Annotated in this window: 9 protein-coding genes; 3 read left to right on the top strand and 6 right to left on the bottom strand. The window is 75.3% G+C overall.

Features of this window, described 5'->3' with window-relative positions:
• Positions 1-5: 5 nt before the first annotated feature.
• Entirely contained in the window at positions 6-1013 is a 1008-nt protein-coding gene (locus ABZ801_RS24265) for an iron chelate uptake ABC transporter family permease subunit (RefSeq protein ID WP_344946595.1), read from the bottom strand.
• Positions 1014-1190: 177 nt separating this feature from the next.
• Between ABZ801_RS24265 and ABZ801_RS24260 the strand changes: the two genes are divergently transcribed.
• The 3 genes from ABZ801_RS24260 to ABZ801_RS24250 all read left to right on the top strand — a co-directional run bounded on the left by ABZ801_RS24260 (position 1191) and on the right by ABZ801_RS24250 (position 16448).
• Complete coding sequence (locus tag ABZ801_RS24260) at positions 1191-2237, top strand: iron-siderophore ABC transporter substrate-binding protein (RefSeq protein ID WP_360701606.1); 1047 nt, start codon at positions 1191-1193, stop codon at positions 2235-2237.
• Between the two features lie 91 nt (positions 2238-2328).
• Positions 2329-16239: an amino acid adenylation domain-containing protein gene (locus ABZ801_RS24255; RefSeq protein ID WP_360701603.1), complete on the top strand. Its 13911-nt coding sequence runs from the start codon at positions 2329-2331 to the stop codon at positions 16237-16239.
• Positions 16236-16448, top strand: a complete 213-nt coding sequence (locus ABZ801_RS24250; RefSeq protein ID WP_360701600.1) for an MbtH family protein — start codon at positions 16236-16238, stop codon at positions 16446-16448. The genes ABZ801_RS24255 and ABZ801_RS24250 overlap by 4 nt, the downstream gene beginning before the upstream one ends.
• A 39-nt stretch (positions 16449-16487) precedes the next feature.
• Here the strand turns inward: ABZ801_RS24250 and ABZ801_RS24245 are convergent, their stop codons facing one another.
• From ABZ801_RS24245 to ABZ801_RS24225, 5 genes are all read right to left on the bottom strand, one after another.
• Positions 16488-18311, bottom strand: coding sequence for an ABC transporter ATP-binding protein (locus ABZ801_RS24245; RefSeq protein WP_360701597.1), 1824 nt, complete (start codon positions 18309-18311; stop codon positions 16488-16490).
• A 60-nt stretch (positions 18312-18371) separates the two neighbouring features.
• A complete protein-coding gene (locus ABZ801_RS24240; protein ID WP_360701594.1) occupies positions 18372-20057 on the bottom strand; it encodes an ABC transporter ATP-binding protein in 1686 nt (561 codons plus the stop codon).
• Positions 20044-20799, bottom strand: coding sequence for a (2Fe-2S)-binding protein (locus ABZ801_RS24235; protein ID WP_360701591.1), 756 nt, complete (start codon positions 20797-20799; stop codon positions 20044-20046). Before ABZ801_RS24235 ends, ABZ801_RS24240 begins: the two co-directional genes overlap by 14 nt.
• A gap of 144 nt (positions 20800-20943) precedes the next feature.
• Positions 20944-22341, bottom strand: a complete 1398-nt coding sequence (locus ABZ801_RS24230; protein ID WP_360701588.1) for a hypothetical protein — start codon at positions 22339-22341, stop codon at positions 20944-20946.
• A 44-nt stretch (positions 22342-22385) separates the two neighbouring features.
• Positions 22386-23282, bottom strand: a complete 897-nt coding sequence (locus ABZ801_RS24225) for a PaaX family transcriptional regulator C-terminal domain-containing protein (protein ID WP_360701586.1) — start codon at positions 23280-23282, stop codon at positions 22386-22388.
• Positions 23283-23306: the final 24 nt, after the last annotated feature.

The following is a 23306-nucleotide window of genomic DNA, read 5'->3' as shown; positions in this document are numbered from 1 at the left end:
CGGGCTCACAGTTCGGCGAGGCGGCGACGGCGGACCAGCGCGATGAAGAACGGCGCGCCGAGGAACGCGGCGAGCACGCCGACGTCGACCTCCTGGGGACGGGCCACGACCCGTCCGGCGATGTCGGCGGCCAGCAGCAGGCAGGGCGCGACGAGCGCGGTCAGCGGCAGCAGCCAGCGGTGGTCCGGCCCGCTGACGGCGCGCACCGCGTGCGGGACGACCAGCCCGACGAACACGATCGGGCCCGCGACCGCGACGGCGGCGCCGGTCAGCAGCGTCACCGCGACCGCGCCCTGCGCGCGGACCAGCCGCAGCCGTCGTCCCAGCGAGGCGGCCACGTCGTCGCCGAGCGCGAGGTTGTTCAGCGCGGGCGCCAGGCTCAGCGCCAGCACCGCGCCGACCGCCAGGAACGGCAGCACCTGGGTGACCAGCGCGGTGTTCTGCCCGGCCAGCGACCCGGCCGACCAGAACCGGTACCGGTTGAGCACCTGCGGGTCGACCAGCGACACGCCGCGGGTGACCGACTCCAGCAGGAACGTGACGGCGATCCCGGCCAGCGCCAGCTTCACCGGTGTCTGCCCGCCCCGGCCGAGCCCGCCCAGCACGTACACCACGACGCTGGCGACGACCGCCCCCGCGAACGCGAACCACACGTACCCGTACAGCGACGTCATGCCCGCCACCCCGACCGCCAGCATCAGGGCGAACGCGGCGCCCGCGCTGACGCCGAGCAGCCCCGGATCGGCCAAAGGGTTGCGGGTCAGGGCCTGCATCACCGCCCCGCCGAGGCCCAGCGCGGCACCGGCCAGCACGCCGAGCAGGGTGCGCGGCACCCGCACGTCCCACACGATGGTGCCGACCTCGGTGTCGCGCGGCCCGGTGAGCGCCCGCACCACCTCGTCGAGAGGGATCTGCCGGCTGCCCACCGCGATAGACAGCAGGCACAGCAGGCCGAGCAGCCCGAGCGCCGCCGCCACCAGCGCGGACCGTCCGGCCCGGTCATCAACCGTCACGCGATCACAACCTGTCCGGGGTAGGGCCACGTCTGAACTTAGGTGAGCCATACCTTACAGGCTTCGAAGGTCTTGTGATTAGGTAAGCCTTACCTTAGTATCGCGCCGACGCCGAGCTTTTCCCGCGATTCCGTCATGCCCGGCAGATCGCGCTCAACCGATTCCGAAAGGGAGTCGATGTCCCCCACATCGCTGTCCCCCACACCGCCCTGGTCCGCGGGTCCGTCGTCCGCCAGGAGGATCGCACTGGCGCTGGCGGCCGTACTGCTGATGACGCTCGGGCTGGCCGCCTGCGGCGGCGACGACGGCTCCGACGGCGACGGCGCGGCCGCCGCCGGTCAGGGCGCCCCCGTCCGCATCCAGCACAAGTACGGCACCACCGAGGTGCCCGCCTCGCCGAAGCGTGTGGTGACCGTCGGCTGGACCGACCAGGACGCGGTGCTGGCGCTGGGCGTCAAGCCCCTCGGCGTCGTCGAGTTCACCGGCCTCGGCCTCAGCGTCGACAAGTACCCGTGGAGCGCCGGCAGGTGGGGCGGCACCGCGCCGACCGTCGTCGGGCAGCGCGAGGACCTGAAGATGGAGAAGATCGCGGCGCTGCGGCCCGACCTGATCCTCGCCCTCTACACCGGCATCACGAAGGAGCAGTACGACCAGCTCTCCAAGATCGCGCCGACCGTCGCGCAGTCGGCCCGGTACGACGACTACGCCATGCCGTGGAAGGAGGCGACCCTGGTCACCGGGCGCGCCCTCGGCAAGGAGGCGCAGGCCAAGGAGCTGATCGCCGCCGTCGACCAGCGGTTCGCCAGGGCCCGCGAGCAGAACCCGCAGCTGGTCGGCAAGACGTTCGCCGTCGCCGACCCGTTCAAGCCCGGCCAGTACGCGGTGTTCGGGCCGGGCGACGCCAAGGTGGAGTTCATGAAGGGCCTCGGCCTGACCGTCCCCGACGCCGTCGCCGAGGCGGCCGGCAAGGAGCAGGCGGCCGTGATCGGGTCCGAGCGGGCCGACCTGCTCGACACCGACCGGCTGGTCTTCCTCACCTCGGTGCCCGACGCCCGGAAGACCGTCCAGGCCGACAAGGTCTACACCGGGCTGAAGGTCGCCAAGGAGAACCGCGCGGTGTTCGTGCCCTACAACCCGACCGGCGCGGCGGTCTCCTTCAACACCGTGCTGAGCATTCCGTACGCCATCGACCAGATGGTGCCGTTGCTGAACAACACGCGCTGACACCCGGAGCACGGGCCGACCGGGTCGGGGCGAGGTGCCGGCCCGGTCACAGCGGTGAGCAGGCGAAGTGGGCCGTGTCGGAGGTGTGCTTGTGAATCGGGAAAACGAGTGCTCGGTGCCGTCGGCGACGCTGCCGGAGATGTTCTCCGAACGGGTCCGGCTGGACCCGGACGCGGTGGCGCTGGTCTTCGAGGACGTGGAACTCACCTACGCCGAGGTGAACGCCCGGGCGAACCGGCTGGCGCACGCCCTGGCCGAACGCGGCGTCGGCCCCGAGCGGGTCGTGGCGCTGGCGCTGCCGCGCTCGCCGGAGATGATCGTCGCCGAGCTGGCGGTGCTCAAGGCGGGCGGCGCCTACCTGCCGCTCGACCCCGACTACCCCGCCGAACGCCTGGCGTTCATGCTGGACGACGCCGGGCCCGTCTGCCTGGTCACCACCGGCGCGCTGGCGCGGGCCGTCCCGGACGCAGCGCGCACGACGCGGCTGCTGCTGGACGACCCCGCCATCGCCGCCGAGCTCGACTCCCACCCGGACACCGATCCCGACGTCGCGCTCGACGTGCGGAACGCCGCGTACGTCATCTACACCTCCGGGTCCACGGGCCGTCCCAAGGGCGTGGTGGTGACGCACTCGGGGGTCGCCAAGCTCGTCGCCACCCAGACCGAACGGTTCGGCGTCGGCCCGCACAGCCGCGTCCTGCAGTTCGCCTCGCCCAGCTTCGACGTCGCGTTCTGGGACCTGTGCCTGGGGCTGCTGTCGGGCGGACGGCTGGTGATCGTCCCGTCGGAGCGCCGTGTGCCCGGCCCGGAGCTGTCGGAGTACGCCCACGCGCACGGCGTCAACTTCATGATCCTGCCTCCGGCGCTGCTCGCGACCATGCCGGAGGACTGCACCCTCCCGCTCGACTCCACGCTGCTGGCGGGCACTGAACGGGTGCCGGCGGAACTGGTGGCGCGCTGGTCGCCGGGGCGGCGGATGTTCAACGCCTACGGCCCGACCGAGGCCACCGTCAACTCCACGCTCGGCGAATGCCCCGACGACCCCGCGCCCGGCTCGACGGTGCCGATCGGGTACGCCGACCCCGGCACGCGCGCCCACGTGCTGGACGACGCGCTGCGCCCCGTCCCCCCGGGCGTGACGGGGGAGCTGTACCTGGGCGGCTCCGGCCTGGCCCGCGGCTACCTCGGCCGTCCCGGCCTGACCGCCGAACGCTTCGTCGCCGACCCCTTCGGCGCGCCCGGCGAACGCCTCTACCGCACCGGGGACCTGGTGCGGCGGCGCCCCGAGGACGGCCAGATGGAGTTCGTCGGACGCGCCGACGACCAGGTGAAGATCCGCGGCTTCCGCGTCGAGCCCGGCGAGATCGAGGCCGTGCTCGGCGGGCACCCGTCGGTCGCGCAGACGGCGGTCACCGTGCGCGAGGACCGGCCGGGCGACCGGCGCCTGGTCGCCTACGTCGTCCCCGCCACCGGGCCGCGCACGCGCCGCGACGAGCGCCGCGAACGCGACCAGCTCGACGAGTGGAAGCGGCTGCACGAGCTGCTCTACACCGCCGTCGGGTCCGGGGACGGCGGCCTCGCCGAGAGCTTCACCGGGTGGAACAGCACCTACGACGGCGGGCCGATCCCGCTGGAGGAGATGCGGGAGTGGCGGGACGCGACCGTCGAACGCGTCATGTCCCTGCGGCCGCGCCGGGTGCTGGAGATCGGCGTCGGCAGCGGCCTGATCCTGTCGGGCGTCGCGCCGCACTGCGAGTCGTACTGGGGAACCGACCTGTCGGAGGAGGCCGTCGAAAGCCTGCGCCGCCGGGTGGACGCCGTCCCCGAACTGGCCGGGCGGGTGGAACTGCGCGCCCAGCCCGCCCACGACGTCGGCGGCCTGCCCCGCGGCCACTTCGACACGATCGTCGTCAACTCGGTGGTGCAGTACTTCCCCAGCGCCGACTACCTCGTCCAGGTGCTGCGGTCGGCGGTCGAGCTGCTGGCTCCCGGCGGCAGCGTGTTCGTCGGCGACGTGCGAGACCTGCGGTCGCTGCGGTGCCTGCGCGCCGCCGTGGAGGTGTGCCGCCACGGCGGGGACGTCGAGCCGTCCGCCGTGCCGGACCTGCGCGCGGCGGTCGAGCAGGCGGTGCGCTGGGAAGGCGAGCTGCTGCTCGCCCCCGACTTCTTCGCCGCGCTGGCACGCGCGGTCGACGGCGTGCGCCGCGTGGACGTGCGGATCAAGCGCGCCCGGCACCACAACGAGCTGAGCCGCTACCGCTACGACGTCGTCCTGGCCACCCGCTCCCAGCACGGGCAGCCGCCGCCCGCCCTGAACCTGCGCTGGGGCGAGGACGTCCCCGACCTGACCGCCCTGCGCGAACGGCTGGCCGACCGGCCGCCGCTGCTGCGGCTCCGCGACGTCCCCAACGCCCGCCTGACCGAGGACCTGAACGCGCTGCGGGCCCTGTGGCCCGGCGAGCCGACGTCCGAAGGGATCGACCCGGAGACGTTGTGGGCCCTCGGCGAGGAACTCGGCTACACGGTGGACGCCACCTGGGCGAGCGGCCGGGCCGACGGCGCCATCGACGTGGTGTTCGCCGGCGCCGGAGTGGATCCCGGCGAGATCTACCGGCCCGACGGCGACCTCGCCGCGCCCACGGCGTACGCCAACACGCCGTCGGGCTTCCGCGACGTGGGCGCGCTCATGCACACGCTGCGCTCCTACCTGCGCGAGAAGCTGCCCGGCCACATGGTGCCCGCGGCGTTCGTCCCGCTCGGCGCGCTGCCGGTCCTGCCCAGCGGCAAGCTCGACCGCGAGGCCCTGCCCGCCCCCGACTACACCGCTCTCGCCTCGTCGCGCCGTGCCACCGCCCGTGAGACCGGCGACGCGCGCGAGGAGCTGCTGCGCGGCATCTACGCCGAGGTTCTCGGCGTCGGCGACGTCGGTGTCGACGACGACTTCATCGAGCTGGGCGGCGACAGCATCCTGGCGATCCAGGTGCTCATCCGCGCCCGCGCGGCGGGGCTGGGCCTGTCGGCCGGGGACGTCTTCCGGCACCGCACCGTCGCCGCGCTCGCGGCGGCCGCCTCGACGGGCGAACCGGCGGGCGAACCGGCGGCCAAGCCAGAGACCGGCGCCGAACCGCTGGTCGGCCTCGGCCCGGAGGACGCCGACCGGCTCACCCGCCTCGCCGGGGAGATCGGCGAGGTGCTCCCGCTGACCCCGCTGCAGGAGGGGTTCTTCTTCCACGCGCTCGTCGACGGCTCGTCCGGCAACGTCTACGTGGTCCAGCACGTCATCGAGCTTCGCGGACCCCTGGACGCGACGGCGCTGCGCCGGGCGGCGCAGGCCGTGCTCGACCGCCACGCCCCGCTCCGCGCCGGATTCGCCAGGCTCGGCGACGGCCGGATGGTGCAGTTCGTCCCCCGCGGGCCCGCCGCCCTGCCGTGGCGTGAGATCGACCTGAGCGGCCTGGACGCGGACGAACGCGCCGCGCGGGCCGCCGCCGTGGCGGCGGAGGAGCAGACCCGCGGGTTCGATCTCGAACGCCCGCCGCTGCTGCGCTGCACGCTCCTGCGGCACGGTCCGGAGCACCACTCGCTGGTGCTGATGTTCCACCACATCGTGGCGGACGGCTGGTCGGTGCAGATCATGCTCCGCGAGCTGCTCCACTTCTACGGCACGACGGACGAACCCGCACCCGTCACCCCGTACCGCGACTACCTCGCCTGGCTGGCGGGGCGCGACCGCGAGGCGGCGCTCGCGGCCTGGCGGACGGCGCTCGACGATCTGGACGGGCCGACCCGCCTGGCCGCCGCCCTGCCCGCTCCGCGGGACGCGGCGGACGCCGACCCCGACCCGAGCCGGCGCAGGGCCGACGTCCGCGTCGAGCTGTCCGAGCAGGCCACCACCGCCCTGGCCGCGTGCGCCCGGCGGCACGGGCTCACGCTCGGCACCCTCGTGCAGGGCGCGTGGGGGCTGCTGCTCGGCCGGATGACCGGCCGCGCCGACGTGGTGTTCGGCACGGCGGTGTCCGGACGCGGCGCGGCCGTGGCCGGCATCGAGTCGATGGTCGGCATGTTCGTCAACACGCTGCCGGTGCGGATGCGGTGGCGTCCCGGGGAGCCGGCCGCCGAGGCGCTGACCCGCTTCCAGGACGAGCAGTCGGCGCTGCTCGACCACCAGCACCTCGGGCTGGCCAGGATCCAGCGGATCGCCGGGACCGGGGAGCTGTTCGACACCCTGGTCGTCCTGGAGAACTATCCCGAGGAACACGACCTGCGCGACCCCTCGGGCACCGTCGCGATCACCGACGTCGACTTCACCAACGTCGAGCAGTACCCGCTCGCGCTCGTCGTGGTGCCCGGCCGCAGGCTGGCGCTGCGCGTCGACCACGACACCGCCGTGCTCGACGCCGCCACCGCCGGACGCCTCGCCGAACGGCTGACGGCGCTGCTCCAGGCCGTGGCCGCCGACCCCGCCCGGCCCGTCGCCCGGATCGAGCCGCCGGCGGTGGACGAGCACGCCCCCGCCGCGCTCACCGCGGAACCCCTGGACGCGCCCGCGCCCACCCTTCACGCGGCGATCGAGGCGCAGGCCGCCAGGACGCCGGACGCCACGGCCGTCGCAGGTGACGCGCTGTTGACCTACCAGGAACTGAACCGCCGGGCAGGGGTCGTCGCGCGGCTGCTGCGGGCCGCCGGGACGCGCCCGGCCGACATCGTGGCGGTCGCCGTCCCCCGCTCCGCGGACCTGGTCGTGGCGCTGCTCGGCGTGTTGAAGGCGGGCGCCGCCTACCTTCCCCTCGACGTGGACCTGCCCGGCGAACGCCTGGCGTACATGCTCGCCGACTCGGGCACGCGCACCGTCCTCACCACACGCGAGGCGGCCGGGCGGCTGCCGAGCGTCGACGGCGTGTCCCACGTCCTGCTCGACGAGCCGGACACCGCCGACGACTCCGGCCCCGTTGAATCTGCGGCCGGGCCGGAGCACCCCGCCTACCTCATCTACACCTCCGGGTCGACGGGCCGTCCCAAGGGCGTGCTCGTCCCGCACCGCGCCATCGTCGGCCAGCTCACGTGGCTGGGGGAGCGGTTCCGCCTCGGCGCGGACGACCGGGTGCTGCACCACCTGTCGGCGAGCTTCGACGCCTCGCTGCTGGAGCTGTTCTGGCCGCTGTGCACGGGAGCCGCGATCGTGCCGGTCCGCCGGCCGGGCGGCCACCGCGACCCCGCGCACCTGCTGAGCCTCATCCGCGAGCACGGCGTCACCACGATGGCGATGGTGCCGTCCATGCTCGCCGCGTTCCTGCAGTCCGCCCTGGACGCGGGCGACCTGGCGGCGGTCCGGGGCATGCGCCGCGTGCTGAGCGGCGGCGAGGCCCTGACCGGCGCGTTCGCCGGCCGCTGGCGCGAGCTGACCGGCGTGCCGATCCACAACGTGTACGGGCCGACCGAGACGACGATCCAGGTCAGCCACTGGGAGTACGACGGCGCGCAGGACGGCACGGCGGTGCCGATCGGGCGTCCGGTGGCGGGCACGCGCCTGTACGTCCTGGACGCGAGCCTGCGCCCGGTGCCCACCGGCGTGTCCGGTGAGCTGTACGTCGGCGGCGTCCAGCTCGCCCACGGCTACCACGGGCGCCCCGGCCTGTCGGCCGAGCGGTTCGTCGCCGACCCGTTCGGCCCGCCCGGACGGCGCATGTACCGCACCGGCGACCTGGTTCGCCGCCACCGGCGCGACGACGGCACCGAGTACCTGACGTACGCGGGCCGCGCCGACCGGCAGGTCAAGATCCGCGGCAACCGGATCGAGCCGGGGGAGGTCGAGGCGCGGATCGCCGCGCGGCCGGGCGTGCTGCGCGCCGCGGTGGTCGACCGGCACGACGGGCCGGGCGGCGCCCGGCTGGTCGCCTACGTCGTCCCCGCGCCGGGCGCCCGCCTGGACGCCGCGCGACTGCGCGGTTCGCTGGCGCGGACGCTGCCGGACGCGATGGTCCCGTCCGACGTCGTCGTGCTCGACGAGCTTCCGCTGACCCCCGGCGGCAAGGTGGACCGCCGGGCCCTGCCCGCTCCGGCGCCCGCCGCCGGACGCGCGGCGGTGCGGGCGCCGCGCACCGAACGCGAGCGGCTGCTGTGCGAGATCTTCGCCGAGGTGCTGGAGACCGAGCGGGTCGGCGTGGACGACGACTTCTTCACGCTGGGCGGCGACAGCATCCTGTCGATCATGGTGTCCGGGCGGGCGAACCGGGCCGGGCTGGTGATCGGCCCGCAGGAGGTGTTCGAGCACCGCACCCCGGCCGCCCTCGCCGCCGCCGCTGGCGAGGTCGCGGGCGCGCCCGGCCGCGCGACCACCGCGCCGCTGATCTCGCTGACCGACGAGGAACGGGACCGTCTCGCGCGCATCAGCCCGGTCCCCGTGGAAGAGGTCTGGCCGCTGTCGCCGCTGCAGGAGGGACTGTTCTTCCACTCCAGCTACGACACCGGCGCGCTGGACGTCTACACCGCCCAGGTCGCCTTCGACTTCCCCTACCGCGTGGACGCCGGCCGGCTGCGCGCCGCGTGCGCGGCGATGCTGGCCCGGCACGACGCGCTGCGCGCCGGGTTCACCGGCGACGGGCTCCGGCAACCGGTGCAGTTCATCGGCGCCGGCCCCGAGCCCGCGCTGGAGGAGTTCGACCTGTCCGCGCTGGACGCCGACCGGCGCCGCGAGGCCGTCGAGAGCGTCCTGGTGGCCGACCGCAGACGGCGCTTCGACCTGGCCCGGCCGCCGCTGTTCCGGATGCTGCTGATCCGGCTCGGCGACGACACCGACCGGCTCGTGCTCACCCACCACCTGATCCTGTGGGACGGATGGTCGGCCTGGCTGTTCTTCGAGCAGCTCATCGCCCTGTACGAGCGTCACGGCGACGGCTCCGACCTGCCCCCGCCCGGCTCCTACCGCGACTACCTGGCCTGGCTGGACGGGCAGGACACCGGCCGGGCCGCCGCCGCGTGGCGGGACGCGCTGGCGGGCCTGGACGAGCCGACCCTCGTCGGCCCCGTCGACCGCGCCCTGGAACCGGTCATCCCGGACCGCTGCCGCGCCGAACTGTCCAGGCCGCTGACCGAACGGCTGTACGGGGCGGTGCGCCGCCACGGCCTGACGCTCAACACCGTGTTCAGCGCCGCGTGGGCGCTGGTGCTGTCGAACGCCACCGGCCGCGACGACGTGGTGTTCGGCACCGCCGTGGCCGGACGGCCGGGGGACGTCCCACGGGTGGAGTCCGTCATCGGGATGTTCCTCAACACGGTGCCCGTGCGCGTCGCCCTGGACCCGCGCGAGACCGTCCCGGACCTGCTGCGCCGCGTCCAGGGCGAACGGGTGGCGCTCATGCCGCACGACTACCTCGGCCTGGGCGACATCCAGCAGGCGTCCGGGCACGCCCGCCTGTTCGACACCCTCTACGTGCTGCAGAACCTCGGCGACGAGGACGACATGGCCGACCTGCGGCGCCGGCACGGCATCGTGGAGGCCGAGGGACTGGACGCCACCCACTACCCGATCACGTTCATCGTGACGCCCGGCGCACAGGTGCGGATGAAGCTGGACCACCGCCCCGACGTGATCGACCGCGCGTTCGCCGAGTCCCTGCTGCGGCGTTTCACCACCGTCATGGAACGCCTCGTCGACGGGCTGGACGGGGAGCGGCCGCCGCGCGTGGGCGCGCTGGACCCGCTGGAGCCCCGGGAGCGGCGGGCGCTCGCCGCTGAATGGGACGCCACCCGCCGCCCGCTGCCCGACGAGACCGTCTCCGAGATGCTCGCGGCGCAGGCCGCCCGCACCCCCGGCGCGGTGGCGCTCGTCGCCAAGGAGGAGACCCTCACCTACGCCGAGCTGGACGCCCGCGTGAACCGCCTGGCCCGGCTGCTGCTGGCGCACGGCGCCGCGCCCGAACGGGTGGTGGCGCTGGCGCTGCCGCGCTCGGCCGACATGGTGGCGGCGCTGTTCGCGGTGCTGCGCACCGGCGCCGCGTACCTGCCGCTGGAACTGGACCACCCGGCGGAGCGGCTGGCGCACATGCTCGCCGACGCCGAGCCGGTCTGCGTCGTCACCACGACCGCCGTCGCGGCGTCCGTGCTGCCCGGCGAGCCGCACCGCATCGCGCTGGACGACCCGGCGGTCGCCGGCGCGCTGGCGGCCCTGCCCGGCGACGACATCACCGACGCCGAACGGCCCGGCTTCGAACGCGCCCGCCCCGGCCGCCTGGAGCACCCGGCCTACGTCATCTACACCTCGGGTTCCACCGGCCGTCCCAAGGGCGTCGTCACCCCCTACCGGGGCCTGACCAACATGCAGCTCAACCACCGGGAGGCCATCTTCGCCCCGGCGATCGCCTCGGCCGGCGGGCGCCGGATGCGGATCGCGCACACGGTCTCGTTCGCGTTCGACATGTCGTGGGAGGAGCTGCTGTGGCTGGTCGAGGGCCACGAGGTGCACGTCTGCGACGAGGAACTGCGCCGTGACGCCGAGGCGCTCGTCGCGTACTGCGACCGGCACCGCATCGACGTCGTCAACGTCACCCCGACCTACGCGCACCACCTGATCGAGGAGGGTCTGCTCGACCACGACCCGGACGCCGGACGGCACCGTCCCGCGCTGGTGCTGCTGGGCGGCGAGGCGGTCACCGAGACCGTCTGGGCCCGGCTGCGCGACACCGACGGCACGTTCGGCTACAACCTGTACGGCCCCACCGAGTACACGATCAACACGCTCGGCGGCGGCACCCTCGACAGCGACACCCCGACCGTGGGCCGGCCCATCTGGAACACCCGCGCGTACGTGCTGGACGCGGCGCTGCGCCCCGTGCCGGACGGGGCGCCCGGCGAGCTGTACATCGCGGGCGTCGGCCTGGCCCGCGGCTACCACCGCCGTCCCGGCCTGACCGCCGAACGGTTCGTCGCCGACCCGTTCGGCGCCCCCGGCGACCGCATGTACCGCACCGGCGACCTCGTCCGCCGCCGTCCCGACGGCCTCCTGGACTTCCTCGGCCGCACCGACGACCAGGTGAAGATCCGCGGCTACCGGGTGGAGCCCGCCGAGATCGGCGCCGCGCTGGAGGAGCATCCGGCGGTCGCGCACGCCGCCGTCGTCGCCGACGCCTCCGGACCGGGCGGCGTCAGGCGCCTGGTCGGCTACCTGGTGCCCGAGACCTGGCCGGTCCGGGACGCCGAGGCGTTCACGGCCGCGCTGCGCTCCCACCTCAGGACGCGGCTGCCGGACTACATGGTCCCGGCGGCGCTGATGCCGGTGGAGCGGCTGCCGCTGACCGTCAACGGCAAGCTGGACGTGCGCGCGCTGCCCGCCCCGGCCGTCACCGCCGCCGCCGAGAGCCGCCCGCCGCGCACGCCCGCCGAGGAGATCCTGTGCGGGCTGTTCGCGGAGCTGCTCGACGTGGAGCGCGTCGGGATCGACGACGACTTCTTCGACCTGGGCGGCCACTCGCTGCTGGCCACGAGGCTGATCGGCCGAGCCCGCGCCGCGCTCGGCGCGGAGCTGGCCATCCGCGACCTGTTCGAGGCGCCCACCGTCGCCGATCTGGCCGGACGCGCCGCCGCGTCCGCCTCCGGCGACGGCCGGCCCGCGCTCGTCCCGGCCGCCGAACGGCCCGCCGAGCCGCCGCTGTCGTTCGCGCAGCGCCGGCTCTGGATGATCGAGCAGCTCGCGCCCTCGGCCGCGTACAACTTCCCGCTGGTGGTCCGGCTGCGCGGCGCGCTCGACGTGGACGCGTTCCGCGCCGCCCTGACCGACGTGATGGCGCGGCACGAGGCGCTGCGCACGCTCGTCGCCGAGCGCGAGGGCCGCCCCTACCAGCGGATCGTGCCCGCCGAGGACGCCCGCCCCGAGTTCGATGTCGTGACGGCCGGCGAGGCGGAGCTCGGCGCGGTGCTGGCCGACGCCCTGGGGCGCCGCTTCGACCTGTCGTCCGAACTGCCGCTCCGCGCCACCGTCATACGGCTGGCGGAAGACGAGCACGTCGTGGCGTTGCTGCTGCACCACATCACCACCGACGAATGGTCCGACGGGCCGTTCCTGCGCGACCTGTCCACCGCCTACGCCGCCCGCACCGCCGGACGCGCACCCGCGTGGGAACCGCTGCCCGTCCAGTACGTCGACTACACGCTGTGGCAGCGGACCCTGCTCGGCGACCGTTCCGATCCCGGCAGCCTGGCCGCGCGTCAGCTCGCCTACTGGCGCGAGACGCTGAACGGGGCGCCCGAACGCCTGGAACTGCCCACCGACCGTCCGCATCCGGCGCGGCCGAGCATGTCCGGCGGCGAGCTGACCGTGCAACTGGACCCGGACGACACCGCGGCCCTGCGCCGTGTCGCCCAGCGCGGCGGCGCCAGCATGTTCATGGTGTGCCACGCGGCGGTCGCCGCGCTGCTGCACCGTCTCGGCGCCGGGGACGACCTGCCGCTCGGCGCGCCGGTCTCCGGACGCGCCGACGGGGCCCTGGACGACCTGGTCGGCTTCTTCGTCAACACGCTGGTGCTGCGCACCGACGTGTCCGGCGACCCCACGTTCGCCGAACTGCTCGCCCGCGTCCGGGAGACGGACCTGGCCGCGTTCTCCCACCAGGACGTGCCGTTCGAGGCCGTGGTGGAGGAGCTGAACCCGGTCCGCTCGCCCGACCGCAACCCGCTGTTCCAGGTCATGGTCGGCTACCGCAACCGCTCGTCCGCCGATTTCGCCCTGGCCGGGCTGGCGGCGCGGCCCGAGCCGGTCGAGGCCCGCACCGCCAAGTTCGACCTGGTGTTCAGCTTCGCCGAGGACGCGCGGACCGGCGGCCTGGCGTGCGTGCTGGAGTACCGCTCCGAGCTGTTCGACCGGTCGACCGTCGCGACGCTGGGGGAGCGGCTCACCCGTCTCCTCTCGGCCGTGGCCGCCGACCCGCGGGTGCGCGTCGCCGACATCGACGTGCTGACCGGCGACGAACGCGAACGCGTCCTCACCGCCTTCAACCGCACCGACCGGGTGGTGCCGGAGCAGACCGTCACCGAGTTGTTCCAGGCGCGTGCGGCCGAGCGCCCCGGCGCCGTCGCCGTCGTGGACGGCGCCCGCACCGTCACCTACGCGGAACTCGACGCGCTGTCCGACCGCATGGCCCGGCTGCTGGCCCTGTACGGGGTGCGGGCCGAGAGCGTCGTCGGGGTGGCGGTGCCGCGCTCGGTGGAGATGGTCGCGGTGATGCTGGGCGTCAACAAGCTGGGCGCGGCGTTCCTGCCGCTCGACCTGGCGCACCCGGCCGACCGCCTCGCCTACATGCTGGGCGACGCACGCGCCACGGCCGTCGTGGCGACCGAGCAGGTCGCGGGCAAGGTGCCGGACGTCGACGGCGTGCGGCTGGTGGTGCTGGACGATCCCGAGGTCGCCGCCGAACCCGCCGAGACGGAACCGGGCGGCAGCGCCCTCCCGTGGGTGGCGCTCGACCAGGCCGCGTACGTGATCTACACGTCCGGGTCGACGGGACGGCCCAAGGGCGTCGTCGTCCCGCACGAGGGCATCGGCAGCCTCGTGGCCACCGCCGTCGACCGCATGGGGCTGACGCGCGACAGCCGCGTGCTGCAGTTCGCCTCCATCGGCTTCGACGTGACGATCTTCGAGCTGACGATGGCGCTGTGCCACGGGGGGCGGCTGGTGCTCGTCCCGGAGGAGAACCGAGTCCCGGGCCCCGAGCTGACCGACTTCATGAACGAGCAGGGCATCACCCACGCCATCCTGCCGCCGTCGCTGGTCGCCGCCCTGCCCTCCGGATGCGTCCCGCCCAAGGGCGCGACCGTGCTGGTCGGCACCGAGACCGTCCCGCCGGACGTGATCGCGCGCTGGGCCGGGCACCTGCGGCTGCTGGCCGCCTACGGGCTGACCGAGGCCACGGTGAACTCCACGCTGTGGCCGGCCGAGCCCGGCTGGTCGGGCGGGGCGGTGCCGATCGGCGCGCCCGACCCCAACACGCAGGTGTTCGTGCTGGACGAGCGGCTGCGTCCCGTGCCGCCCGGGGTGCCCGGCGAGCTGTACGTCACCGGACGCGGGCTCGCCCGCGGCTACCTGGGCCGCCCGGGCCTCACCGCCGAACGGTTCGTGGCGTGCCCGTTCGGCCCGCCCGGCACCCGCATGTACCGCACCGGCGACCGCGCCCGCTGGCGCCGGGACGGGAACCTCGACTTCCTCGGCCGCGCCGACGACCAGGTGAAGATCCGCGGGTACCGCATCGAGCCCGGTGAGATCGCCGCGGCCATGACCCGCCACCCGGACGTGCGGCAGGCCGCCGTCGTCGCCGACCGCGGCGGCCGGGACACCCGCCTGATCGGCTACGCGGTGCCGGAGAGCGGCGCGCCGGCCCTCGACCCGGCCGAGATCCGCGCCCACGTCGCGACGCTGCTGCCCGACTACATGGTCCCGGCGGCGGTGGTGGCGCTGGACGGGCCGCTGCCGCTCACGCCGAACGGCAAGCTCGACCGCCGCGCGCTGCCCGCCCCCGACTGGTCGGCGCTGACCGGGACGGCCCGGCCGGCGACCGCGCTGCAGCGGACGCTGGCCGCCCTGTTCGCCGAGGTCCTGGACGTGCCGGAGGTCGGCGTCCACGACAGCTTCTTCGAGCTGGGCGGCCACTCCATGTCGGCGATGCGGCTGCTCGGCCGGATCCGCACGACGCTGGACACGGGCCTCGCCCTGCGCGACGTGTTCGACGCGCCCACGGTCGCCGCCCTGGCCGAACGCCTCGACCGCGACCGCGGCGGGGCGGGCGAGCGGCCGCCGCTGGCGCCCGTCGCGCGACGTCCGGAGGGCGTCCCGCTCGCCCCGCCGCAGGAGTGGCACCGCGCCCGCCACCGGCAGGGCGCGGGCACGGCGTACGACATGGCGTTCGCGTTCCGGCCGCCGGACGGGCTCGACCGCGCGGCCGTCGCGGCCGCGCTCGCCGACCTCGCCGAGCGCCACGAGCCGCTGCGCACGGTCGCCGCCGAGGACGGCCACCGGCGCGCCGCCCTGGAACTCGAAGAGCACCAGGTCACCGACCTGTACGCGAGCCTTCGGGCGCTGGCCGCCGAAAAGGCCGACCTGGACGGGCGGCCGCCGCTGCGCGCCCGCCTGCTGACCGACCCCGAGGGCGCGCGGGCGCTGCTGCTGACGATGCACCACATCGGTGTGGACGAGTGGTCCCTCGTGCCGCTGTTCCGCGACTTCACCATCGCCTACGAGGCACGGCGACGCGGCGACGAACCGGCCTGGCCGCCCCTGCCCGTCGGCTACACCGACTACACGCTGTGGGCCCACCAGGTCGTCGGACAGGTGGAGGAGCGGCAGCTTGCGTACTGGCGTGAGGCCCTGGAGGGCATGCCGCGACGCGTCCCGCTGCCCTACGACCGGCAGCCGTCCGCCGACCACCGCCCCCGGGGCGACTACGTGGAGTTCACACTCGATCCCGGCCTGCACGAGGCGGTCGACGCGCTCGCCGCGCGCACCCGGACGAGCATGTTCATGGTGTTCCAGGCCGCGTTCGCCACACTGCTCACCCGGCACGGCGCGGGCACGGACCTGCCGATCGCGGCGCCGGTCGCGGGCCGCGACGAGGACGCCCTGACCGAGCTGGTCGGCTGCTTCTCCAACGTCGTCGTCCTGCGCACCGGTACGGACGGCGACCCGGGGTTCGCCGAACTGCTGGCGCGCGTGCGCGACACCGACCTGGCCGCGTTCGACCGGCAGGACGTGCCGTTCGCCCGGGTGGCGGCCGCGCTCGGCCTGGCGGCGCCGCAGGTGATGGTGGTGCACCACGAGGTGCCCGCCGACGACCGGGTGACCGCGTTCGAGCACGTACCGACCGGCGCGCTCACCGCCGAGCTGACGCTGGGCCTCTACGAACCGCACGGCCCCGGCCCGGTGGACTGCCTGCTGCGTTACGACGCGGCGCTGTTCGACCGCGCCACCGTCCAGGCCCTGGCCGACGAACTGATCGACATCCTGAGGAGGAACACCCGATGAGCACCAACCCGTTCGAGGACCCCGAGGGCCGCTACCTCGTCCTGGTCAACGACGAGGGCCAGCACTCGCTGTGGCCGTCGTTCGCCGACGTGCCCGCCGGATGGACGGTCGTTTTCGGCGAGGACTCCAGGGACGCCTGCCTGGCCTACGTCGAGGAGAACTGGACCGACCTGCGGCCCCGCAGCCTCGTCGAGGCCATGGAGGGGTGATCGGCCCTCCGGGACGGCCGTCCGGGACGGCCGTCCGGGTCAGCCGTCGCGGCCGTCGGACCAGGCGCGCCACAGCTCGGCGTACCGGCCGCCGGCGCGCACCAGCTCGCCGTGCGTGCCGGTCTCCGCCACGCGCCCGTCGTCCAGCACCACGATCCGGTCGGCCGAGGCGGCCTGGGTGAGGCGGTGGGCGACGACGAGCGCGGTGCGTCCCTCGACCGCGGCGGCCGCCGACGCCTCCAGCGCCCGCGCGCCCGCGCTGCCCGCCTCGGCCGTCGCCTCGTCCAGCACCACGACGGGCGGATCGGCCAGCACCAGGCGGGCCAGCGCGAGCTGCTGCGCCTGCGCGGCGGTCAGCCGGTGCCCGCTGTCGCCCACCACCGTGTCCAGGCCCTGCGGCAGCGCCAGCGCCCACTCCAGGGCGCCGACCCGGGCGAGCGCGCCGCGCAGCTCGTCGCCGGTCGCGTCCGGCCGCACCAGCCGCAGGTCGTCGGCGAGCGTCCCGGCGAACACGTGCACTTCCTGCGTCACCAGCGCCACGTCCCGCCCGGACCCGTCACCGCCCGCGCCGACGGCGATCCGGCCGCGGTCCGGGCGGTGCACGCCCGCGATCAGCCGGGCCAGCGTCGTCTTGCCCGCGCCGCTGGCCCCCACCAGCGCCACCTTCTCCCCACCCGCGATGTGGAGGTCGACGTCATGCAGCACCGGATGACCGGGCCGGTAGGAATAGCCGACGCCGCTGACCCGCACCGAACCGTCCGAACCGCCGGAACTACCGGAACCGCCGGCGTGCTCCGCGGCGTCCGGGACGGGGGAGGGCGGCGCGGCGTCCGCGACGCCCACCAGCCGGGCCAGGCCCGCCGTGGCGCTCTGCGCGTCGTCGACGAGCCCGAGCGCGACGTTGATCGGGGTGAACAGGTTGTGGAAGTACAGCGCCGCGGCACTGGCCGTGCCGATGCTCACGCTGTCGCCCCGCACCAGCAGGAACCCGGTCACCAGCACCGCCGACAACCCGACGAACTCCGCCAGGTTCAGCCGCGAGTAGAAGCGGGTGACCAGGCGCGCCCCGCGCAGCATCAGGTCGACCGCCGTCAGGGACCGGGCCGCGACGCGCTCGGTGTGCTCGTCCTCCAGCCGGAACGCCCGCACCGTGGCCGCGCCGCCCACCGAGCCGAGCAGCTCCTGCTGCTGGGCCCCGACCGCGACGCGCTGCGCCGCGTACAGCGGGACGGCCCGGCGCACGTACCAGCGGACCGTGTGGGCCTGGATGGGGACGGCCAGCAGCGCCACCAGCAGGAAGCGCCAGTCCAGGATCGCCATGGCCACCAGGGTCAGCCCGATGGTCAGCAGCGAGCGGGCCAGCGCGGGCACCGCCTCCCGCACCACCGTGGTGATCACTGACACGTCGTTGGTGACCCGCGAGGTCAGGTCGCCGGACCCGGCGCGCTCCACCCGTTCCAGCGGAAGCGCCAGCGCCCGCTCCACGAACCGCTCGCGCAGGGTCGCCAGCATGCCCTCCCCGGCGCGGGCCACCAGCCCGAGCCCGTAGGCGGTCGTCACCCCCTGCACGAGCGCGATCACCACCAGCCAGACGGCCGGGGCGGTCAGCGCGGACGCGGGACGGCCCTCGGCGACCAGGTCGATGACGTGGCCGAGCACCGGCGCGGTCAGCAGCCCGACGGCGGTCGCGGCGACCAGCGCCGCGAACCCGGCCAGGAGCGGGCGGCGGTGCGGGCGCGCCAGCTCCCGCACCGCCGCGCGGACGCGCGTCCCGGACGCGGTCGGCAGCAGCTCCCGTCCGGTGCCGCCGTCGCGCTCGACACCCGCCGGCCCGCCGGCGGCGCGCTCGTCTGTGGCCGTCATCGCAAGGCTCTCCTCGCAGGTCAGGGTCAGTAGCAGCTCGGGGTCAGCAGCAGCTCGGGGTCAGTACAGGACGGCCGCGCGGTAGGCCGGTCGCCGGTGCACGAGTTCGGCGTGGGAGCCCTCGGCGGTCACGGCGCCGCCGTCCAGGAACACCACCCGGTCGGCGACGGCCAGCAGCGCCGGGCTGGTCGCGACCACGATCGTGGTGCGTCCCTGGCGGGCCTCGCGCAGGCCCTCGGCGATCCGCGCCTCGGTGACCGCGTCGACGGCTGTCGTCGGGTCGTGCAGCACCAGCACCGGGGCGCCGGAGGCCAGCGCGCGGGCCAGCGCCACCCGCTGCCGCTGCCCGCCCGACAGCGACCGCCCGCGCTCGGCCAGCACCGTCGCGGTGCCGTGCGGCAGGTTCGCGGCGACCTCGTCGGCCGCCGCCGCGGCCATCGCCTTCTCCGCCGCGCCGCCGTCGCCGGCCGCGGCGGTGACGTTGTCGAGCAGGCCGCCCTCGAACAAGTCGGCGTCGTGCTCGGCGACCACGACGGCGCGGCGGATCTCGGCCGGGTCGAGCGTCGCCAGCGGCACGCCGTCCAGCTCCACCGTGCCGCCGTCGGGGTCGGCGGACCGGCCGAGCAGGCGCAGCAGCCACGTCGCGGCCTTCGGGTCGGTGGTGACGACGCCGAGCAGCTCGCCGGGCGCGGCGTCCAGGTCCAGCCCGCGCAACGCGCCGTCGCCGCAGGACACGCCGCGCAGCCGCACCGCGCCCCGCACCGGCCGCGGGAGCACGCCGTCGCCGCCCGCCACGGCGGGCGGGGCGCCCAGCACCGAGGCGATGCGGGCGGCCGAGGCCCGGCCCTGCGCCAGCTCGCCGTTGGCCCACGACAGGATCGACAGCGGCGTCAGCAGGAACTGCGCCAGGCCGACCGCCGTCACCAGCTGGCCGACGGTGATGTCCCCGGACGCCGCCAGGCGCCCGCCGACGAGCGCGACGACGGCGATGAACACGCCGGTCAGCATGAGCATGCCGCCGTCGTGCCACGCCTGCGCCCGCGCCGCCCGCACCGTCGCCGCCAGCGAGTCGCGGCTGGTGCGCCGGTAGCGGTCGACCGCCGAGCGTTCGGCGCCGATGCCCTTGAGCACCCGCAGCCCGGCGATCAGGTCGGCGGCCACGCCGGAGGCGTGCGCGGCGCGCTCCTGCTCGGCGGCGCTGCGGCGTTCCAGCGGCTTGCCCAGCAGGTGCGCCAGCCCGAGCAGCGGCGGGATGCCCAGCAGGACGAGCAGCCCCAGCGGCACCGACACGCGCAGCAGCGCCACGCCGCCGAACACCAGCCCGGCCAGCGCCGCGATCCCGGCGGTCAGCGACAGGTGCACGGCCCCGACCCGCTTGGCGTCGCCGGTCGCGATGTTCACCAGCTCGCCCGGCAGCCGCCCGGTCTCCGCACCGCCGCGCGGGTCGAGCGTCCGGCGGGTGACGCGCAGCCGCAGTTCGTGCGCGGCCCGCTCGGACGCCCGCTCGGCGTGCCGGAAGCTGAACCGGTAGCTGTAGGACAGGACGGCGAACACGGCGGCGAGCATGGCGATCCAGGTGAGCAGCGCGCCCTCGTCGCCCGGCGCGATCGCCTCGTCGATCACCACGCCGATCACGACCGGCACCAGCGCCTCGCCGGCCTGGTGCCCGGCGGCCAGCACCGCCCCGGGCACCGCGTACCGCCACTGCCCGACGAGCGCGCCGCGCAGCACCTCACCCCCGCGCACCGGCGCGGCACTCCTTCTTCACGCAGCAGGAGGGGCAGGCGTCCTTGCCCGGCAGCGCCACCCACAGGCAGCAGGTGCGCCGCCGCATCCCGGGGATCTCCATCAGCCCGTCCACCGGCGCGCCGATCGAGCGCAGCAGGGCGTCCGCGGCCTCGGCCGGGTCGTCGAGCAGGTCGTGCCCGTACGAGACGATCGGGTCGGCCAGCGCCTCGGCCACCGACCCCCACAGCCCGCGGCGCCCCACCCGGGTGAGCGCGTGCAGCGCGTCGATCAGCGGGGCGTGCAGGCCCCGCAGGAGGGTGTCGCCGATGACCTCGCCGAGGTCGTCGCCGCTCGCGGCGCGCAGGTCCCGCGCGGCGACCTCGGTGACCGTCAGCTCGGACGCCCGCACCAGCGTGGTGTCGGCGGTCAGCAGCGGGACGCGCCGGTTCAGCGCCCAGCCGACCGCGACCGGCAGCGTCGTCCAGTACGCCACGCCCTTCCACCACAGGGCGGCCGCCACGTGCGGCGGCGCGTCCCAGCGGCGCTGGGCGTCCGCGACGAGCACGGCGAGCCGTTCGTACGGCGGCGTCGCCAGTTCGGCCACGGTCGCCCAGCCGTCCCCGGAAGCGCCCAGGTCGGGCGACAGTCCCAGCGTGATCCCGCTGTCCACGGCGGCGCGCAGCCGTCGTGCCAGCGGGGCCAGCGCCTCCTCGGCGGACCGCCCGGCGGCGACCTCCACCCCAGTCCGAGTCGCGTACACAGCCCCTCCGCGTCCGTCCGCGTTGCGATCAAATAAGGCAAGGCTAACCTAAAGCGTCTCGCCTGCCGAGGTCACGGGCGGGGGTCCTGTGCGCGCCGGCGGTGTTCCGCGCGAGTTCTGCGCGAGTTCTGCGCGCCGGCGAGGTCAGCGGCCTTCGTCGCCGAGGAACTCGCCGGGACGGTGGCGGACATAGTCGCCGGCGCCCAGGCCGGTCTTCTCGGCGGCCGCGTCCAGCCATTCCGCCGTGGCGACGGAGCCCCAGCGTCCCCTGTCCAGGCGCACGTTCATGGCCTGCACGGAGGCCACCAGCTCGGCCGCCGTGAACGTGCAGTGGCCCGTGCGTGCGACGTAGGCCGTGCGGAACAGCGGGGTGCTGCGCGCGGCCCGCACCCGGTCGGCGTAGGCGTCCTCGAACTGGACGGGCACCAGGCCGTCGGCGGTGGTGTGCACGCTGAGCACCGGCATCCGGAGCCGTCCCGACACCGTGGAGGTGCGCCGCACCCATGCGCGGGCCCGCGCGTCGGCGGTCGTGGAGGCGGTCGCGGTCAGCCGCGCCAGGTCGGCGTCGAGGTCGGCGCCCGCCGCCCGGTACAGCTCGCGCACCTGCCGCGAGGTGGCCGAACGCCGCAGCAGCGCGCGGTAGTCGACGCCCTCGTTGGTGGACGGGTTGCCGCCCGCGTGCCGCTCGATGTCGTACCGGGCCGGGAGGATGAACGGCAGGGTGTCCGCCAGCCAGCGCTGCTGCGCGGTGACCTGCGCGGTCCAGTCGCGGGCGCCGGGCGGGGCGTCGTCGCCGTACCAGGTGGGGGCGTGGAACAGCGCGGCGGCCAGCGCGATCCGGGCCCGTCCTTGCGCGGTCTGCTGCGCGGCGGCCATCGCCTCACGCAACCGGACCGCGACGCCCACGGCCTCGGCGGCGTCGCCGTAACCGGTGAGCTTCACCTCCTGGCCGGGCAGCAGCAGCCGGGCGAGGGCGTGCGCGCCGTCGAGCTGGGAGTCCAGCAGGCCGATCCCGCCGGCGACCAGCCCGCAGGTGGCGACCGCGCCGTCGATGCGGCCCGCGCCGCGTTCGGCGAGCTGGGCGGTGACGAGCCCGCCCATGGACGTGCCGAGGGCGATCGTGCGCTTGGGCCTGCCGATCCGCTCGGTCACCGCCGCCAGCGTGCCGAGCTGGTCGTCGGCCGCGGTCGCCATCGTCCAGCCGGCGGTCGCGTAGGACGAGCCCGCCAGCGCGTAGCCGCGGTCGAGCAGCGCCTTGCCCGCCTCCGGGCCGGGCTGGTCGGTGGGCGGGTTGGGACTGCCGGGCGGGTTGTAGCCGTGGCTGTAGAGCACCAGCACGCCGTTGTAGTTCGCCGGGACGTCGGCGACCCACGTCGCGCCGTTGGGCAGCGTGCCGGTGAGACGGCGCGGGCCGGACGCGTCGGCGTGCGCGACGGGCGCCGCCGCCGTGGCGACGGCCGCCGCCGACAGCACGGCGGCCAGCAGCGTGACGCGGCGGGTCGGGGAGGCGGGCTTGCGGACGGGCCGAGGGGTGGGAGGCATGCCCAGAAGTTAGGCACATCTCTCGACGGCCGTCAATGAATTGCTCAATGTGTGACGGCGGCGGCCCGCGGCTCCTCCTCGGGGATCGTGTCGAGCACCTCGGCCGCGATCGCGCGGGCGGCGGGGTCGAGATCGGCGTGCAGCGCGCGGAAGACGCCCTGGGCGCGCTCGGCGGGCCAGCCGGCGGGCAGGTGCTCCCGGGGCAGCCGCGGGTCCTGCCGGATGACCTGCAGCCATTCGGTCTCCAGCAGCAACTGCCGGGCCAGGCTGTCGTCTCCCACGCCGGGCGGGGACGAGCCGTCCCAGCGGGCGAGGAAGCGATCGTAGCGGGCGGCCACGGCGGTCAGGTCCCACGCGTCGCGCACCAGCTCGGCGACGTTCGTCGGCGGCAGTGCCCGCGCCCGGAACACCTTGACGTGCTCGGCGGCCTCCAGCCCGTCCAGCAGCGCGCGCACGTCGACCGCGGATGGAGCGATCCACAGACCGCCCTGCAGGGCGCCGAACCCCGCCCACAGCAGCCGCGACCGCAGCACGTGCCGCTGCCGCTGCCAAGACTCGGGCAGGGAGAAGCCCAGCAGCGTCCAGGTGCCGTCCCAGTGGGCGTTGACCGCGCCGATCCGCCAGATCCGGTGCTCGCCGTCGCGCAGGATCTCCCGCGACCGCGGGGTCAGGCCCACGTAGACGTTGCGGCCCCGGCGGGTGCGGTGCAGCAGGCCGCGCCGCGCCATCCGGCTGAGCGTGGAACGGGTCGCGTGCTCGGAGACGCCGACGCGGCGCAGCACGTCCAGCACGCTGGAGGTGGCCACGCGCACGTCGCGCCCGAGCACGTGCCCGCCGAAGAACGTCAGGAGCAGCGTCTGCGGCCGGGGCGTTCCGTCGGGCGCGGGCTCGCCCTCGCCGCCCCCGGCGGGCCCTTCCTCGAAGAGATCGTCGTCGCGCACGGAGTCAGGGTAGCCGGGTCAAAG

The sequence above is a fragment of the Actinomadura sp. NPDC047616 genome, assembly GCF_040642915.1.
GTDB lineage: Bacteria > Actinomycetota > Actinomycetes > Streptosporangiales > Streptosporangiaceae > Spirillospora > Spirillospora miaoliensis.
This window is presented reverse-complemented; position numbering and strand designations above follow the sequence as displayed.